Annotated in this window: 13 protein-coding genes and 1 tRNA gene; all 14 read left to right on the forward strand. The window is 65.1% G+C overall.

All coding sequences use genetic code 11. The features are described from left to right. On the forward strand, positions 1-75 hold a 75-nt coding region (locus AC3WQM_RS11870; protein ID WP_492679784.1), incomplete at its 5' end, for an EF-Tu C-terminal domain-related protein. A gap of 21 nt (positions 76-96) precedes the next feature. Continuing rightward, positions 97-172, forward strand: a tRNA-Trp gene (locus AC3WQM_RS11875). A gap of 101 nt (positions 173-273) precedes the next feature. After that, positions 274-657: a preprotein translocase subunit SecE gene (gene secE / locus AC3WQM_RS11880; protein WP_062479313.1), complete on the forward strand. Its 384-nt coding sequence runs from the start codon at positions 274-276 to the stop codon at positions 655-657. Continuing rightward, positions 657-1268 carry a transcription termination/antitermination protein NusG gene (gene nusG / locus AC3WQM_RS11885; RefSeq protein WP_492678893.1) on the forward strand — a complete coding sequence of 204 codons (612 nt, stop codon included), beginning with the start codon at positions 657-659 and terminating at the stop codon, positions 1266-1268. Before secE ends, nusG begins: the two co-directional genes overlap by 1 nt. Before the next feature lie 141 nt (positions 1269-1409). Next, positions 1410-1841: a 50S ribosomal protein L11 gene (gene rplK, locus AC3WQM_RS11890; protein WP_056584627.1), complete on the forward strand. Its 432-nt coding sequence runs from the start codon at positions 1410-1412 to the stop codon at positions 1839-1841. Next, on the forward strand, positions 1842-2540 hold the full coding sequence (rplA, locus tag AC3WQM_RS11895; RefSeq protein WP_056584630.1) for a 50S ribosomal protein L1: 699 nt from the start codon (positions 1842-1844) through the stop codon (positions 2538-2540). Between the two features lie 246 nt (positions 2541-2786). After that, a complete protein-coding gene (gene rplJ, locus AC3WQM_RS11900; protein WP_056584633.1) occupies positions 2787-3326 on the forward strand; it encodes a 50S ribosomal protein L10 in 540 nt (179 codons plus the stop codon). A 47-nt stretch (positions 3327-3373) separates the two neighbouring features. Beyond that, complete coding sequence (rplL, locus tag AC3WQM_RS11905; RefSeq protein ID WP_489060755.1) at positions 3374-3748, forward strand: 50S ribosomal protein L7/L12; 375 nt, start codon at positions 3374-3376, stop codon at positions 3746-3748. Between the two features lie 301 nt (positions 3749-4049). After that, a complete protein-coding gene (gene rpoB / locus AC3WQM_RS11910) occupies positions 4050-8174 on the forward strand; it encodes a DNA-directed RNA polymerase subunit beta (RefSeq protein ID WP_489060757.1) in 4125 nt (1374 codons plus the stop codon). Between the two features lie 21 nt (positions 8175-8195). After that, a complete protein-coding gene (gene rpoC, locus AC3WQM_RS11915; RefSeq protein ID WP_489060759.1) occupies positions 8196-12431 on the forward strand; it encodes a DNA-directed RNA polymerase subunit beta' in 4236 nt (1411 codons plus the stop codon). 115 nt (positions 12432-12546) lie between these two features. Then, entirely contained in the window at positions 12547-13146 is a 600-nt protein-coding gene (locus AC3WQM_RS11920; protein ID WP_139701540.1) for a LemA family protein, read from the forward strand. Between the two features lie 94 nt (positions 13147-13240). After that, the gene (rsmB, locus tag AC3WQM_RS11925; RefSeq protein ID WP_492678895.1) at positions 13241-14629 is read left to right on the forward strand and encodes a 16S rRNA (cytosine(967)-C(5))-methyltransferase RsmB; all 1389 of its coding nucleotides are present in this window, start codon (positions 13241-13243) and stop codon (positions 14627-14629) included. Continuing rightward, positions 14607-15251, forward strand: coding sequence for a DUF4390 domain-containing protein (locus AC3WQM_RS11930; RefSeq protein ID WP_489060766.1), 645 nt, complete (start codon positions 14607-14609; stop codon positions 15249-15251). Before rsmB ends, AC3WQM_RS11930 begins: the two co-directional genes overlap by 23 nt. After that, positions 15248-17578, forward strand: coding sequence for a sensor histidine kinase (locus AC3WQM_RS11935; protein WP_492678897.1), 2331 nt, complete (start codon positions 15248-15250; stop codon positions 17576-17578). The genes AC3WQM_RS11930 and AC3WQM_RS11935 overlap by 4 nt, the downstream gene beginning before the upstream one ends. Positions 17579-17600 lie beyond the last annotated feature (22 nt).

The following is a 17600-nucleotide window of genomic DNA, read 5'->3' on the forward strand; positions in this document are numbered from 1 at the left end:
GGCCTGCGCTTCGCCATCCGTGAAGGCGGCCGTACCGTGGGTTCGGGCGTCGTGGCCAAGATCCTCGACATCTAAGCCAAGCGTAAAGAGTACCGGAGGGGTATAGCTCAATTGGCAGAGCGTCGGTCTCCAAAACCGAAGGTTGTAGGTTCGATTCCTACTGCCCCTGCCACCTAGGTGGCACCCCGACAAGCCCATCGCGATCCGATGGGCTTCGGCGTCTCAAGAGACGCATTGAATTGAAGGCCGCAAGGTCACAGGAAATCAGCCGACATGGCCACTTCTCAAATCGAAACCGTGAGCACGGGTGCCGACAAAGCCAAGCTGGCTGCGGCGGTGGTGCTGGCAGTGGGCGCGATCGTCGCGTTCTACCTGCTGTCGCGCCAAGGCTCGCTGGTGCAATGGGCTGCGCTGCTGGTCGGCCTGGCCGCGGCCGTGGGCGCCTTCGGCAGCTCCGAGAATGGCCGTCAGCTGTGGGCTTTCGGTCGTGACTCGTGGCGCGAGGTCAAGAAGGTCGTGTGGCCGACCCGCAAGGAATCGATGCAGATGACGGCCTATGTGTTCGCCTTCGTGGCGATCATGTCCGTCTTCCTCTGGCTCACCGACAAGACGCTCGAATGGGTGTTCTTTGACCTCATTCTGGGCTGGAGAAAATAATGACCGACGACGCAGTTGAAACCACGCCGAGCACGCCGGAAGAAGAGCAAAACCCTCTCCTGGCTCCCGCCACCAACCCTGATCTGCGTTGGTACGTGGTGCATGCCTACTCGGGCATGGAGAAGGCTGTCGAGCGCAACATCACCGAGCGCATCACCCGCGCCGGCATGCAGGACAAGTTCGGCCGCATCCTGGTTCCGACCGAAGAAGTGGTTGAGATCAAGAACGGCCAGAAGCGCACCACCGAGCGTCGCTTCTTCCCGGGCTACGTGCTGGTCGAAATGATCATGGACGACGAGAGCTGGCACCTGGTGAAGCACACCAACAAGGTGACGGGTTTCGTGGGCGGCGCCAAGAACCGTCCGGCCCCGATCTCGCAGAAAGAGGTCGAGGACATCGTCAACCAGATGCAGCAGGGCACCGAGAAGCCGCGTCACAAGGTCGAGTTCACCGTGGGTGAGTTCGTGCGCGTCAAGGAAGGCCCGTTCACCGACTTCAATGGCACGGTGGAAGACGTCAACTACGAGAAGAGCAAGGTCAGTGTGTCGGTCATGATTTTCGGCCGCGCCACCCCGGTGGAGCTCGAATTCGGTCAGGTCGAGAAGACCTGATCCCATGGCCTGCCTTCGGGTGGGCCTGCCAGTTTCCGGCTGCGCGTTGTCCGACTCGGCGCGCGGCCTTGATCGAAGAGTCGTTTAACCCCGGGGAGCCGCGGCGAAAGCCAAGGCGATATCACCCGCAAGGAGCAAAGCATGGCGAAAAAAATCGTCGGCTTCATCAAGCTGCAAGTGCCAGCTGGTAAGGCCAACCCGTCCCCGCCGATCGGTCCCGCACTGGGTCAGCGCGGTCTGAACATCATGGAGTTCTGCAAGGCGTTCAACGCGCAAACCCAAGGCGTCGAGCCGGGTCTGCCGCTGCCGGTGGTCATCACCGCGTTCGCTGACAAGAGCTTCACCTTCATCATCAAGACGCCCCCGGCGATCACCTTGATCAAGAAGGCCATCAAGCTGGACAAGGGCTCGGCCCGTCCGCACACCGACAAGGTCGGCAAGATCACGCGCGCTCAGCTCGAAGAAATTGCCAAGGCCAAGATGAAGGACCTGACTGCCGCCGACCTCGACGCAGCAGTTCGCACCATCGCCGGCTCGGCCCGCTCGATGGGCGTGAATGTGGAGGGCGTGTAAATGTCCAAGATCACCAAGAAGCAAAAGTCGCTCGAAGGCAAGGTCGACAGCAACAAGCTGTACCCCCTGGCTGACGCCATCGTCATCGTCAAGGACGCCGCCACCGCCAAGTTCGACGAATCGATCGACGTGGCCGTGCAACTGGGCATCGACGCGAAGAAGTCGGACCAAGTGGTTCGCGGTGCTGTCGTGCTGCCGAACGGCACCGGCAAGACCAAGCGCGTCGCCGTGTTCGCCCAAGGCGCCAAGGCTGAAGAAGCCAAGGCCGCCGGCGCCGACATCGTCGGCATGGACGACCTGGCTGCGATGGTCAAGGCTGGCGACATGCCTTTCGACGTCGTGATCGCTGCCCCTGACGCCATGCGCGTCGTCGGTACGCTCGGTCAGATCCTCGGCCCGCGCGGCCTGATGCCCAACCCCAAGGTTGGCACCGTGACGCCTGACGTCGCCACCGCTGTCAAGAACGCCAAGGCTGGCCAGGTCCAGTTCCGCGTCGACAAGGCCGGCATCATCCACGGCACGATCGGCCGTCGCTCGTTCGACAACGACAAGCTGCAAGGCAACCTCGCTGCGCTGATCGACGCTCTGGTCAAGGCCAAGCCCGCGACCAGCAAGGGTGTGTACCTGCGCAAGGTGGCTGTGTCGTCGACCATGGGTCTGGGTGTCCGCGTGGACACGCAAACCATCTCGGCGAGCTAAAGAGATTTGCCCTCTCCCGCAAGGAGAGGGCGGATGTGGTGGGTCGCGGCAGCTTCGGTTGCCGCGAGCCATCCAAGACCGCTGGTGTGCAGGGCGCTGCACTTAATGGCCGGATCGATCCTTCCGGTATCCAGCGCAGATGGCGACCCCACTGCAAGGAATTTGATTTTTGTTCCGAAACAGTTGGTCGCTGCATGAAGCGCGATCCGAGGCCCCGGCCGAAGGTCGCATTAAAAGGAGTAGACCTTGAGTCTGAATCGCAGTGAGAAAGAAGCGGTCATCAGTGATGTGACCAGCCTCGCCGCAAAAGCTCAAACGCTCGTGATGGCGGAATACCGTGGCATCACGGTGGCCGATATGACCAAACTGCGCAGCGAAGCGCGCAGCAACGGTGTGACCCTGAGTGTTCTGAAGAACACGCTGGCTCGCCGTGCTGTCGCTGGCAGCCCGTTTGAGATCGTCGGCGACCAGATGACCGGTCCGCTGATCTATGGCTTCTCCGAAGACGCTGTGGCTGCCGCTAAGGTGGTGGCCAATTTCGCGAAGACCAACGACAAGTTGGTGATTCGCGGTGGCGCATTCGGTGGCAAGGCCCTGGACGTCGAAGGCGTGAAGCAACTGGCCAACATCCCTTCCAAGGAAGTGCTGCTGGCGCAACTGCTGGGCTTGATGCAATCCCCGATCTCTCGTACCGCCCGCGTGCTCGCGGCGCTGGCCGAGAAGCGTGGTGGTGGCGAAGCTGCACCCGTCGCCGATGCACCGGCAGAAGAAGCGCAGGCCGCCTGAGCGCGCCCTCGTTTTTGAATATTCAACCCAATTGTTAGGAAACAAAAATGGCATTCGACAAAGACGCATTTCTGACCGCGCTCGACAGCATGACGGTCCTGGAACTCAACGACCTGGTGAAAGCCATCGAAGAGAAGTTTGGCGTGAGCGCCGCAGCCATGTCGGCACCCGCTGCCGGCGGTGGCGCTGCTGCTGCAGTCGCTGAAGAGCAAACCGAATTCAACGTCATGCTGATGGATGCTGGCGCGAACAAGGTGTCGGCGATCAAGGCCGTGCGCGAAATCACCGGCTTGGGCCTCAAGGAAGCCAAGGACCTGGTGGAAGCCGCTCCCAAGGCTGTCAAGGAAGGCCTGTCGAAGGCTGACGCTGAAGCCGCCAAGAAGAAGCTGGAAGATGCCGGCGCCAAGGTGGAACTGAAGTAATTCAGACCCCCTAGAGGGCTGGAGGTGCCTGAAAAGGCCCTCCAGCCTTTGCCGCTTTCAGAGCGCACCCAAAAGCCGGCTTGGCGCCGCTTTTCTCAGAGACCGAAAGGTCGATGAAAAAGCAAAAGCCAAGACGATTTTTGAGTGTCTTCTGAACCCGACTGCAGAAGACCCCTTGGTTCGGGCGATGTGCAATGCATCGCCGTCCGCCAACGGCTGGTAGTGGCCAGCCGCCAAGCAGTGGTGCCGTTCGCCCGGCATTGCTGACAAGTCGCTGAAGATCTCAAGCACCGGAGCTCTCATGGCCCAATCGTCCGCGTACAGTTACACCGAACGCAAGCGCATCCGAAAAAGTTTCGGTAACCGCGACAGCGTCGTCGAAATCCCTTACCTGCTGCAGATGCAGAAAGACGCGTACACCGCGTTCCTGCAAGCCGGCATCGCCCCCAAACAACGCACCGTCGAAGGCCTGCAGGCCGCGTTCGACGCCGCCTTCCCGATCGTCTCGCACAACGGTTTCGTCGAGATGAAGTTCCTCGAGTACAACCTGGCAAAGCCGGCGTTCGATGTGCGTGAGTGCCAGACCCGCGGTCTGACCTTCGCCTCGGCCGTGCGCGCCAAGGTGCAGCTCATCATCTATGACCGCGAGTCGTCGACCTCGCAGTCGAAGGTGGTCAAGGAAGTGAAGGAACAAGAGGTCTACATGGGCGAAGTGCCGCTCATGACCGACAAGGGTTCGTTCATCATCAACGGCACCGAGCGCGTGATTGTCTCGCAGCTGCACCGTTCGCCTGGCGTGTTCTTCGAACACGACAAGGGCAAGACGCACAGCTCGGGCAAGCTGCTGTTCTCGGCCCGCGTGATTCCCTACCGTGGTTCGTGGCTCGACTTCGAGTTCGACCCGAAGGACATGCTGTACTTCCGCGTGGACCGTCGCCGCAAGATGCCGGTCACGATCCTGCTGAAGGCCATCGGCCTGAACCCGGAATCGATCCTCGCGAACTTCTTCGTGAACGACAACTTCCGCCTGATGGACAGCGGCGCGCAGATGGAGTTCGTCTCCGAGCGCCTGCGCGGCGAAGTCGCGCGCTTCGACATCACCGACAAGTCGGGCAAGGTCGTGGTCGCCAAGGACAAGCGCGTCACCGCGCGCCACACGCGTGAACTCGAGCAGGGCGGCACCACGCACATCAGCGTGCCGGAAGACTTCCTGATCGGCCGCGTGATCGCCCGCAACATCGTCGACGCCGACTCCGGCGAAATCCTGGCCAAGGCCAACGACGAGCTGACCGAAGCGCTGCTCAAGAAGCTGCGCACGGCCGGCGTGCAGGACATCCAGGTCATCTACACGAACGAACTGGACCAGGGCGCGTACATCTCGCAAACGCTGCGCATCGACGAAACCGTCGATGAGTTCGCCGCGCGCGTGGCCATCTACCGCATGATGCGCCCCGGCGAGCCGCCGACGGAAGACGCGGTGCAGGCCCTGTTCCAGCGCCTGTTCTACAACCCGGACACGTACGACCTGTCGCGCGTGGGCCGCATGAAGTTCAACGCCAAGGTCGGCCGCGACGAATCGACCGGCCCGATGGTGCTGACCAACGAAGACATCCTGGCCGTGGTCAAGATCCTCGTGGACCTGCGCAACGGCAACGGCGAAGTCGACGACATCGACCACCTTGGCAACCGTCGCGTGCGTTGCGTCGGCGAACTGGCCGAGAACCAGTACCGCACCGGCCTGGCACGTATCGAGAAGGCCGTGAAGGAACGTCTGGGTCAGGCCGAGCAAGAGCCGCTGATGCCGCACGACCTGATCAACAGCAAGCCGATCTCGGCCGCGCTGAAGGAATTCTTCGGTGCGTCGCAGCTGTCGCAGTTCATGGACCAGACGAACCCGCTGTCCGAAATCACCCACAAGCGCCGCGTGTCGGCCCTTGGCCCGGGTGGTCTGACGCGTGAACGTGCAGGCTTCGAAGTGCGCGACGTGCACGTGACCCACTACGGCCGCGTGTGCCCGATCGAAACGCCTGAAGGCCCGAACATCGGTCTGATCAACTCGCTGGCCCTGTACGCCCGCCTGAACGAATACGGCTTCATCGAGACGCCGTACCGTCGCGTGGTCGACAGCAAGGTCACGATGGACATCGACTACCTGTCGGCCATCGAAGAAGGCAAGTACGTCATCGCCCAGGCCAATGCGGTCCTGGACAAGGACGGCACGCTGACCGGCGACCTGGTCTCGGCGCGTGAAGCCGGCGAATCGATCCTGGTCGGTGCCGAGCGCATCCAGTACATGGACGTGTCGCCCGCGCAGATCGTGTCGGTGGCCGCTTCGCTCGTGCCGTTCCTGGAGCACGACGATGCGAACCGCGCGTTGATGGGCGCCAACATGCAGCGTCAGGCCGTGCCTGTGCTGCGTCCCGAAAAGCCGATGGTCGGTACCGGCATCGAGCGCGTTTCCGCGGTCGACTCGGGCACCGTGGTCACGGCCACCCGTGGCGGTATCGTCGACTACGTCGATGCGACCCGTGTCGTGGTGCGCGTGAACGACGCCGAAGCGGCTGCCGGTGAAGTCGGTGTGGACATCTACAACCTGATCAAGTATCAGCGTTCGAACCAGAACACCAACATCCACCAGCGTCCGATCGTCAAGCGCGGCGACAAGATCGCCAAGGGCGACGTGGTGGCCGACGGCGCATCGACCGACCTCGGCGAACTGGCCCTCGGCCAGAACATGCTGATCGCGTTCATGCCCTGGAACGGCTACAACTTCGAAGACTCGATCCTGATCTCCGAACGCGTCGTCGCCGAAGACCGCTACACCTCGATCCACATCGAGGAACTGGTGGTGATGGCCCGCGACACGAAGCTGGGCGCCGAAGAAATCACGCGCGACATCCCGAACCTGGCCGAGCAGCAGCTCAACCGCCTCGACGAATCCGGCATCATTTATGTCGGCGCCGAAGTGCAGCCGGGCGACACGCTGGTGGGCAAGGTCACGCCGAAGGGCGAGACCACGCTGACGCCGGAAGAGAAGCTGCTTCGCGCCATCTTCGGCGAGAAGGCTTCCGACGTGAAGGACACCTCGCTGCGTGTGGACCAGGGCTCGCAAGGCACCGTGATCGACGTGCAGGTGTTCACCCGTGAAGGCATCCAGCGCGACAAGCGCGCCCAGCAGATCATCGACGATGAACTCAAGCGCTTCCGCCTCGACCTGAACGACCAGCTGCGCATCGTCGAAGCCGACGCGTTCGACCGTATCGAGAAGCTGCTGACCGGCAAGGTCGCCAACGGCGGCCCGAACAAGCTGGCCAAGGGCACCAAGCTCGACAAGGCCTACCTGTCGTCGGTCGAGAAGTTCCACTGGTTCGACATCCGCCCGGCGGAAGACGAAGTGGCTTCGCAGCTCGAGTCGATCAAGAACTCGCTCGAGCAGACGCGCCACAGCTTCGACCTCGCGTTCGAAGAAAAGCGCAAGAAGCTCACGCAAGGCGACGAGCTGCCCGCGGGCGTGCTCAAGATGGTCAAGGTCTACCTGGCCGTCAAGCGCCGCCTGCAACCCGGCGACAAGATGGCCGGCCGTCACGGCAACAAGGGTGTGGTGTCCAAGATCGTTCCGGTCGAAGACATGCCCCACATGGCCGACGGCACGCCGTGCGACATCTGCCTGAACCCGCTGGGCGTGCCTTCGCGGATGAACGTGGGCCAGGTGCTTGAAGTGCACCTGGGCTGGGCCGGCAAGGGCATCGGCCAGCGCATCGGCGACCTGCTGCAGCAAGAGGCCAAGGTGGCCGAGCTGCGCAAGTTCCTGGAGCAGCTGTACAACGGCTCGGGCCGCAAGGAAGAGCTCGACCAGCTGAGCGACACCGAGCTGCTCGCCATGGCGGCCAACCTGCAAAGCGGCGCGACCTTCGCGACGCCGGTGTTTGACGGCGCCTCGGAAGAAGAAATCCGCGGCATGCTGAAGCTCGCCTACCCGGACGACATCGCCAAGCTCAAGGGCCTGACCGATACGCGCACGCAGGCGTACCTGTACGACGGCCGCACCGGCGACCAGTTCGAGCGTCCCGTCACCGTCGGCTACATGCACTTCTTGAAGCTGCACCACTTGGTGGACGACAAGATGCACGCCCGTTCGACCGGTCCGTACTCGCTCGTCACGCAGCAACCGCTGGGCGGCAAGGCGCAGTTCGGCGGCCAGCGTTTCGGTGAAATGGAAGTGTGGGCGCTGGAAGCTTACGGCGCCGCCTACGTCCTGCAGGAAATGCTGACCGTGAAGTCCGACGACGTGCAAGGCCGTACCAAGGTGTACGAAAGCATCGTCAAGGGCGAGCACTCGATCGAAGCCGGCATGCCGGAATCGTTCAACGTGCTGGTCAAGGAAATTCGTTCGCTGGGTCTCGACATCGAGCTCGAGCGTTCCTAAGTTGAAAAGGGAAAGAGTCTTATGAAATCGCTACTCGACCTGTTCAAGCAATTCACGCCCGATGAGCATTTCGATGCCATCAAGATCGGCATGGCTTCGCCCGAGAAGATCCGTTCGTGGTCTTTCGGCGAGGTGAAGAAGCCTGAGACGATCAACTACCGCACGTTCAAGCCCGAGCGCGACGGCCTGTTCTGCGCCAAGATCTTCGGCCCCATCAAGGACTACGAGTGCCTGTGCGGCAAGTACAAGCGCCTGAAGCACCGCGGCGTGATCTGCGAGAAGTGCGGCGTTGAAGTCACGCAGACCAAGGTGCGTCGCGAGCGCATGGGTCACATCGACCTGGCCGCGCCCTGCGCCCACATCTGGTTCCTGAAGTCGCTGCCGTCGCGTCTGGGCCTCGTGCTCGACATGACGCTGCGCGACATCGAACGCGTGCTGTACTTCGAAGCGTACGTGATCACCGACCCCGGCATGACCCCGCTGAAGAAGTTCGGCATCATGTCCGAGGACGACTACGACGCCAAGCGCAAGGAATACGGTGACGAGTTCATCGCCAAGATGGGCGCCGAAGGCATCAAGGACCTGCTCGAAGGCATCGAACTCGACAGCGAGATCGAACGCCTGCGCGGCGACCTGACCGGCTCCGAAGTCAAGGTCAAGAAGAACTCCAAGCGCCTGAAGGTGCTCGAGGCCTTCCGCAAGTCGGGCATCAAGCCCAACTGGATGGTGCTCGAAGTGCTGCCCGTGCTGCCACCGGACCTGCGTCCGCTGGTGCCGCTGGACGGCGGCCGCTTTGCGACCTCCGACCTGAACGACCTGTACCGCCGCGTCATCAACCGCAACTCGCGTCTGCGCCGCCTGCTGGAGCTGAAGGCTCCGGAAATCATCGCGCGCAACGAAAAGCGGATGCTGCAAGAGGCAGTCGACTCGCTGCTGGACAACGGTCGTCGCGGCAAGGCCATGACGGGCGCCAACAAGCGCGCACTGAAGTCGCTGGCCGACATGATCAAGGGCAAGAGCGGTCGTTTCCGCCAGAACTTGCTGGGCAAGCGTGTGGACTACTCGGGCCGTTCGGTCATCGTGGTGGGCCCGACGCTCAAGCTGCACCAGTGCGGCCTGCCCAAGCTGATGGCGCTCGAACTGTTCAAGCCCTTCATCTTCTCGCGCCTCGAAGCCATGGGCATCGCGACGACGATCAAGGCTGCCAAGAAGGAAGTCGAATCGGGCACGCCGGTGGTCTGGGACATCCTGGAAGAAGTGATCAAGGAACACCCGGTCATGCTGAACCGTGCGCCTACGCTGCACCGTTTGGGCATCCAGGCGTTCGAGCCGATCCTGATCGAAGGTAAGGCCATCCAACTGCACCCGCTCGTTTGCGCGGCCTTCAACGCCGACTTCGACGGCGACCAGATGGCTGTCCACGTGCCGCTGTCGGTGGAAGCACAAATGGAAGCCCGCACGCTGATGCTGGCCTCCAACAACGTGCTGTTCCCGGCTTCGGGCGAACCGTCGATCGTTCCTTCGCAGGACGTGGTGCTGGGTCTGTACTACACGACCCGCGACCGCATCAACGGCAAGGGCGAGGGCCTGATCTTCTCCGACATCGGTGAAGTGCAGCGCGCGCTGGACGCCAACGAAGTCGAACTCACCGCCAAGGTCGCGGTGCGTATCACGGAGTACACCAAGGACAAGGAAACCGGCGTGTTCACGCCGTCGACCTCGCTCGTGGACACCACCGTGGGCCGTGCCCTGCTGTCCGAGATCCTGCCGAAGGGCCTGCCGTTCTCGAACATCAACAAGGCGCTGAAGAAGAAGGAAATCTCCAAGCTCATCAACGTCTCGTTCCGCAAGTGCGGCCTGAAAGAGACCGTCGTGTTCGCCGACAAGCTGCTGCAAAACGGCTTCCGCCTGGCGACCAAGGCCGGCATCTCGATCGCGATCGACGACATGCTGGTGCCCGCTGAAAAGCACGGCATCATCGAGCGCTCCGCCAAGGAAGTGAAGGAGATCGAACAGCAGTACGTCTCCGGTCTCGTGACCTCCGGCGAGCGCTACAACAAGGTGGTGGACATCTGGGGCAAGGCCGGCGACGAAGTGTCGAAGGTCATGATGGCCAAGCTGTCCAAGCAGAAGGTCATCGACCGCCACGGCAAGGAAGTCGAGCAGGAGTCCTTCAACTCCATCTACATGATGGCCGACTCCGGCGCCCGCGGTTCCGCAGCGCAGATTCGCCAGGTGGCCGGTATGCGGGGCCTGATGGCCAAGCCGGACGGCTCGATCATCGAGACGCCCATTACCGCGAACTTCCGCGAAGGCCTGAACGTGTTGGAGTACTTCATCTCCACCCACGGTGCCCGTAAGGGTCTGGCCGACACGGCGCTGAAGACGGCGAACTCGGGTTACCTGACCCGTCGTCTGGTCGACGTGACGCAAGACTTGGTGGTTACCGAGCAGGACTGCGGCACGCACGGCGGTTACCTGATGCGCGCGATCGTCGAAGGCGGTGAAGTGATCGAGTCGCTGCGCGACCGAATCCTGGGCCGCTCGGCTGCGGACGACGTGCTGCACCCGGAAAACCGTTCGGTGCTGCTCAAGGCCGGCGAGATGTTCGACGAAGACAACATCGAAGCACTGGAAGCCCAGGGCGTCGACGAAGTCAAGGTCCGCACCGCGCTGACCTGCGAAACGCGTTTCGGCATCTGCGCGACCTGCTACGGCCGCGACCTGGGCCGCGGCGGCCTGATCAACATCGGCGAAGCCGTCGGTGTGATCGCTGCCCAGTCCATCGGCGAACCCGGCACGCAGCTGACGATGCGTACCTTCCACATCGGTGGTGCCGCTTCGCGCGCTGCCATCGCCTCGAGCGTGGAAGCCAAGTCGAACGGCTCGATCGGCTTCAACGCCACGATGCGCTACGTGACCAACAGCAAGAGCGAGCTGGTCGTGATTTCGCGTTCGGGCGAGATCGTCATCCATGACGAGCACGGCCGTGAGCGCGAGCGTCACAAGGTGCCGTACGGCGCCACGTTGACGGTCAAGGCCGACCAGCAGATCAAGGCCGGCCACGTGCTCGCCAACTGGGACCCGCTGACCCGCCCGATCATTACCGAGTTCGCCGGCAAGGCGCAGTTCGAGAACGTCGAGGAAGGCCTCACGGTTGCCAAGCAGGTGGACGAAGTGACCGGTCTGTCGACCCTGGTCGTGATCGACCCGAAGCGCCGCGGCGCTGCCAAGGTCGTGCGTCCGCAGGTCAAGCTGATCGACGCCCAAGGCCTCGAAGTGAAGATCCCCGGTACCGACCACTCGGTGACGATCGGCTTCCCGATCGGCGCCCTGGTGCAGATCCGCGACGGTCAGGACGTGGGCCCCGGCGAAGTGCTGGCACGCATCCCGGTCGAAGGTCAGAAGACCCGAGACATCACCGGCGGTCTGCCGCGCGTGGCCGAGCTGTTCGAAGCCCGTTCGCCGAAGGACAAGGGCATGCTGGCCGAAATGACCGGTACCGTGTCGTTCGGTAAAGAGACCAAGGGCAAGATCCGCCTGCAGATCACCGATCCCGAAGGCGGCGTCTACGAAGACCTCGTGCCGAAGGAAAAGAACATCCTGGTGCACGAAGGCCAGGTGGTGAACAAGGGCGAAAGCGTGGTCGACGGTCCGGCGGACCCGCAGGACATCCTGCGCCTGCTGGGTTCGGAAGAACTCGCGCGCTACATCGTGGACGAAGTGCAGGACGTGTACCGTTTGCAGGGTGTGAAGATCAACGACAAGCACATCGAGGTGATCGTTCGCCAGATGCTGCGCCGCGTCGTGGTCGACAACATCGGCGACACGAGCTACATCTCCGGCGAACAGGTCGAACGCAGCGAAATGCTCAACACCAACGACGCCCTGCGCGCCGAAGGCAAGATCCCCGCGACGTTCACCAACCTGCTGCTGGGTATCACGAAGGCGTCGCTGTCGACCGACTCGTTCATCTCGGCGGCTTCGTTCCAGGAAACGACGCGCGTGCTGACCGAAGCCGCGATCATGGGCAAGCGCGACGAACTGCGCGGTCTGAAGGAAAACGTCATCGTCGGTCGCCTGATTCCCGCAGGCACCGGCATGGCTTACCACCAGGCCCGCAAGGTCAAGGACGCCATGGACGAAGCCGAGCGCCGCGCCATCGCCGAGTCGGAAGCCGCCGATCTGGCCGGCTCGAGCGACAGCGATGCGACGACCAGCACGGTGGACGCCAACGAAGGCGCCGCGACCGAATAACTGGTTAGCATCACCGGCATGACCGGTTGCCCACGCCCCCCGACCGCTCTGGTCGGGGGGCGTTTTTCTTTGTGTTTCCTGGGTTCCGACCGATGACCAAGAGGTTCTGTTTCCGATGAGCGTCCTGCCCGATTCGCTGGCCGGATGGCTCGTTGCCGCGCTGCTGCTGTTCTGGTTCGTGGGCGCCTACAACCGGCTCGTGCGTCTGCGCGCCGCCGTGCTGCAGGCCTACGCCGTGCTCGACGTGGCGCTGCGCAAGCAGCTCGATTTCGTCCAGGCCAGCATCACCGCTGCACCGCGGCCCGAGACGCCGCCCGAAGGCGCGCCCACCGTGGCGCCGCTGCAGGCCGCCACGACGCAGCTCGCGACCCTGCTCGGCGCGACGCGGGTGCGCCCGCTCGACCCGGGCAGCATGGCGGCGCTGGCCACCGCGCTGCAGGTGCTCATCGCCGCATGGCGGCGCCAGTACCCGGGCGCGGTCACCGTGTTCGACGCGGACGGCACGCTGTCGCGGCCCGCGCCGCTGATGCCCGGCCTCGGTGGCGCGTCCGATCCGGCCGCGCCCATCGCCTGGCCCGAGCCGTCGGCGGCGGCGGAAATCGCGCGCGGCCAGTTCAACCTGGCCGTGGCGCAGTACAACGCCGGCATCGCCCAGTTCCCGGCGCTGCTGGTGGCCTGGATCGTGCGGCTGCGGCCGGCGGCGCCCTTGCTCTGACCGGCCTCGACCTGACGACAGGCGGGTAACGCCTTCGTTCCCATTCCCACCGCGCGGCGTGCTGTCTTTCTCGCCCGTTACCATCGGCTCCAACTTGCCAGCAGATCTCTCCTCCGACCCCTCTTCGGGCAGCGCCTCCTCGGCGCCGCAACAACCGCCGCTCTGGCGCCAACTGCAACTGACCGCAGGGGCGCTGGCGTCGATTCGCGCCGGCACCTCGGGCACCGTCGCGTTCGAGGCCGTCGAGCCCGCGCTGCGCCCCGGCGTGCAGGCCCTGGGCTTCCAGGTGCTGCGCTGGCTCGGCCGCGCCGAGGCGCTGCGCCGCCACCTGGCCAAGCGCACGCCGCCACCGCTGCCCGACGCGTTGCTGTGCACCGCGCTCGCGCTGGCCTGGCACAGCGACCACGCCCCTTACGAACCCTTCACGCTGGTCGACCAGGCCGTGGAAGCCGCCAAGCGCAACCCGGCAACGCGGGCACAGGCCAGCTTCATCAACGCCTGCCTGCGCCGCTTCCTGCGCGAGCGCGACGAACTCGTGGCCGCCACCGACACAGAACCGGTTGCGCAGTGGAACCATCCGCGCTGGTGGATCGAGCGCCTCAAGCGCGACCACCCGCGCGACTGGCAGCGTGTGCTGTCGGCCGACAACGCCCAGGCGCCGATGACCTTGCGCGTCAACGCGCTGCAATCGACGCCAGCCGCCTACCTGCTGGAGTTGGAGGCCGTGGGCCTCGGCGCCACGCGCGTCGGCGTCGATGGCCTGCAGCTGACACGGGCCCGCCCGGTGCAGCAGCTGCCCGGTTTCGCCGACGGCGCCTGCTCCGTGCAGGACGCCGCCGCGCAGCTCGCGGCCCCCTTGCTGCTAGACGGCCTGCTGCCCGCCAAGCCCGGCGCCGCGCCGCTGCGCGTGCTCGACGCCTGCGCCGCCCCCGGCGGCAAGACCGCGCACCTGATCGAACGGGCCGGCGCCGACGCCGTCGAGGTGACCGCGCTGGAGGTCGATGCCGTGCGCAGCCGCCGCATCGACGAGACGCTCGCCCGCCTCGGCCTGAAGGCCAAGGTGGTGGTGGCCGATGCCGGCCGCACCGCCGACTGGTGGGACGGCGCCCTGTTCGACGCCATCCTGCTGGACGCGCCGTGCACCGCCTCGGGCATCGTGCGGCGCCATCCCGATGTGCGCTGGCTGCGCCGCGAGAGCGACACCGCCCAGCTGGCGACCCAGCAGGCGACGCTGCTGGCCGCGCTCTGGCCGCTCGTGCGGCCCGGCGGCCGGCTGCTTTACTGCACCTGTTCCGTGTTCCGTGAAGAAGGCTCGCAACAAATTGATGCGTTTCTTGTACGCAACACCGATGCCCGATTGCTGCCGTCCCCGGGACACTTGCTGCCTCAAAGTGGGGCGAATGCCCGTGGCGTCCCGGACAATCCCTCTGGTGACCACGACGGCTTCTTCTACGCCCTGCTTGAAAAACCCGCGCCGCACTGACGGCCGCCGGTCGATCCTGCTGGCCGGCCTGCTACTGGTCTGGGCCCTGTGGATGGCCCTGTTCCCGGCCGCCGCCACCGCCCAGGCCCGCGCCGGTGGCGCCACCATCACCCAGATGCGCCTGGAGCAGGCCGACGACGGCGTGTACCTCAGCGCCGCCGTGCAGTTCGAGCTGCCCACCTTGGTGGAAGACGTGCTCGACAAGGGCATCGCCATCTACTTCGTGGCCGAAGCCGAGGTCTTCCAGGAGCGCTGGTACTGGACCGACCGCAAGGTCGCCCAGGTGGCGCGCCACATGCGGCTGGCCTACCAGCCCCTCACGCGCCGCTGGCGGCTGAACGTGTCGCCGGTGCCGATCACCGGCGCCGCCGGCTTCGGCATCTCGCTGAACCAGAATTTCGACAGCCTCGGCGACGCGCTCGAGGCCATCAAGCGCATCGGCCGCCTGCGGCTGGGCGACGCCGCCGAGATCGGCGACGAACCGCTGCACCAGGTCACCTTCCGTTTCCGGCTCGACACCTCGCAGCTGCCGCGTCCCTTCCAGATCGGCATGGTCGGGCAGGCCGAATGGAACATCGCCGCCGAGCGCACCGCCCGGCTGCCGCTGGAGAAGCAGCGGTGAGCACCAAGCCGCGCAGCGGCGCCGCGGCCACGCCTGCCGCCCGCCGCTCGCGCGCGTTGCGCTGGGCCGTGGGCGTCGGCGCCGCGATGGTCACCGCCATCGGCCTGGTGCTGATGTTCCTGCTCGCGCAGGCCACCAACAACCGCGCGCTGTACGAGCGCTACTACGTGCGCCTGTTCGGCATCAACGTGGTGGTGGCCGTGCTGCTGGTGCTGGTGATCGGCTGGGTCGCGTTCCGGCTGCTGCGGCGGCTGCGGCAGGGCAAGTTCGGCAGCCGGCTGCTGATCAAGCTCGCCGCCATCTTCGCGCTCGTGGGGGTGGTGCCGGGGGCGCTGGTCTATGTGGTGTCCTACCAGTTCGTCGCGCGCTCGATCGAGAGCTGGTTCGACGTCAAGGTCGAAGGCGCGCTCGATGCCGGCTTGAACCTGGGCCGCGCCACTCTCGATTCGCTCTCCGACGACCTCGCTGCGAAAACCCGCACCGCCAGCGCCCAGCTGGCGCAGGTGCCCGACGCGAGCGCGGGGCTGCTGCTGGAGCGCATCCGCGACCAGCTCGAAGCCAGCGACGTGATCCTCTGGACCGGCTCGGGCCAGCTGGTGGCCAGCGCCGGGGCGTCGCGCTTCCAGCTCAACCCCGAGCGGCCGACGGCGCAGCAGTTCCGCCAGGTGCGGCCCGACCGCGCCGTCGCGCATGTCGAGGGCCTGGAAGAAACCGCCTTGCCCAGCGCCACGCCGCCGAGCGCCAGCGTGCGCGCGCTCGCCATGGTGCAGCGACCGGGCTTCGATTTCGACACTGCGCCGCGCTACCTGCAGGTCACGCGGCCACTGCCGCCGGCGGTGGTTGCCAACGCCCTGGCCGTGCAGGAAGCCAACCGCGAGTACCAGGAGCGGGCTCTCGCGCGCGAGGGCCTGCGCCGCATGTACATCGGCACGCTCACGCTGAGCCTGTTCCTCGCGGTGTTCGGCGCCGTGCTGCTGGCCGTGCTCTTCGGCAACCAGCTGGCGCGCCCGCTGCTCGTGCTGGCCGACGGCGTGCGCCAGGTGGCCGCCGGCGACCTGCGGCCCACTGCCGTGCTGCAGGGCAAGGACGAGCTGGGCGGCCTCACGCGTTCCTTCGCGGTCATGACCCAGCAGCTGGCCGATGCCCGCGGCGCGGTCGAGAAGACCATGGACCAGCTCGATGCCGCCCGCGGCAACCTGCAGACCATCCTCGACAACCTGACCTCGGGCGTGATCGTGCTCGACGCCAAGGGCACCGTGCTGTCCACCAACCCGGGCGCCACCCGCGTGCTGCGCGCGCCGCTCGCCGCCTACGAAGGCAAGGCGCTGGTCGAGGTGCCGGGGCTGGCCGACTTCGGCGCCAAGGTGCAACAGCAGTTCGACGAGTTCCTGGTAGAGCGCATGCAGCACGGCCTGGACCACTGGCAGCACGCCTTCGAGCTGCACGCCACAGGCCACGACCTGCCGCAGCAGGACGACGCCATCAACATCGTGGCGCGCGGTGCAGAGCTGCCGGGCGATGCGCGGCTGCTGGTGTTCGACGACATCTCGGAAATCGTCTCGGCCCAGCGCGCACAGGCCTGGGGTGAGGTGGCGCGGCGCCTGGCGCACGAGATCAAGAATCCGCTCACGCCGATCCAGCTGTCGGCCGAGCGGCTCGAGATGAAGCTCTCGGGCAAGGTGGCGGCCCCCGAGCAGGCCATCCTGATGAAGTCGGTCAAGACCATCGTCGACCAGGTCGATGCGATGAAGCGGCTGGTGAACGAATTCCGCGACTACGCACGGCTGCCCGCGGCCGACCTCAAGCCGGTCGACCTCAATGCGCTGCTGGCCGACGTGCTGCAGCTGTACCACGCCGAGAACCTGCCGATCACGCTGCGCTCGGAGCTCGACGAGCGCTGCCCGCCCGTGCGCGGCGACGAACAGCAGATCCGCCAGGTCGTGCACAACCTGCTGCAGAACGCACAGGACGCCGCCGAGGCCGCCGCCAGCGGCACGGGCCGGGTGGGCGAGGTCGTCATCCGCACCCGGCTGGGCGACTCGGGCCAGCGCGTGCGCCTCACCGTGCAGGACAGCGGGCCCGGCTTTGCCGAAAACATCCTCAAGCGCGCCTTCGAGCCCTACGTCACGACGAAAACAAAAGGTACCGGTTTGGGCCTGGCCGTCGTCAAGAAGATCGCCGACGAACACGGCGCGCGCATCGAGCTTTCCAACCGGGTCGTCGACGGGGCTGTGGCAGGGGCGCAAGTCTCGCTATCATTCGCGCTGGCAGGCGAACCGCGGGCAGCGGTCGCTCACACCGAAGATTCGAAATCTTCGTCCGCCTGAGTACCGGCGAATCCAGCGCATA

Source organism: Variovorax sp. FW301-JW7 (assembly GCF_058788795.1).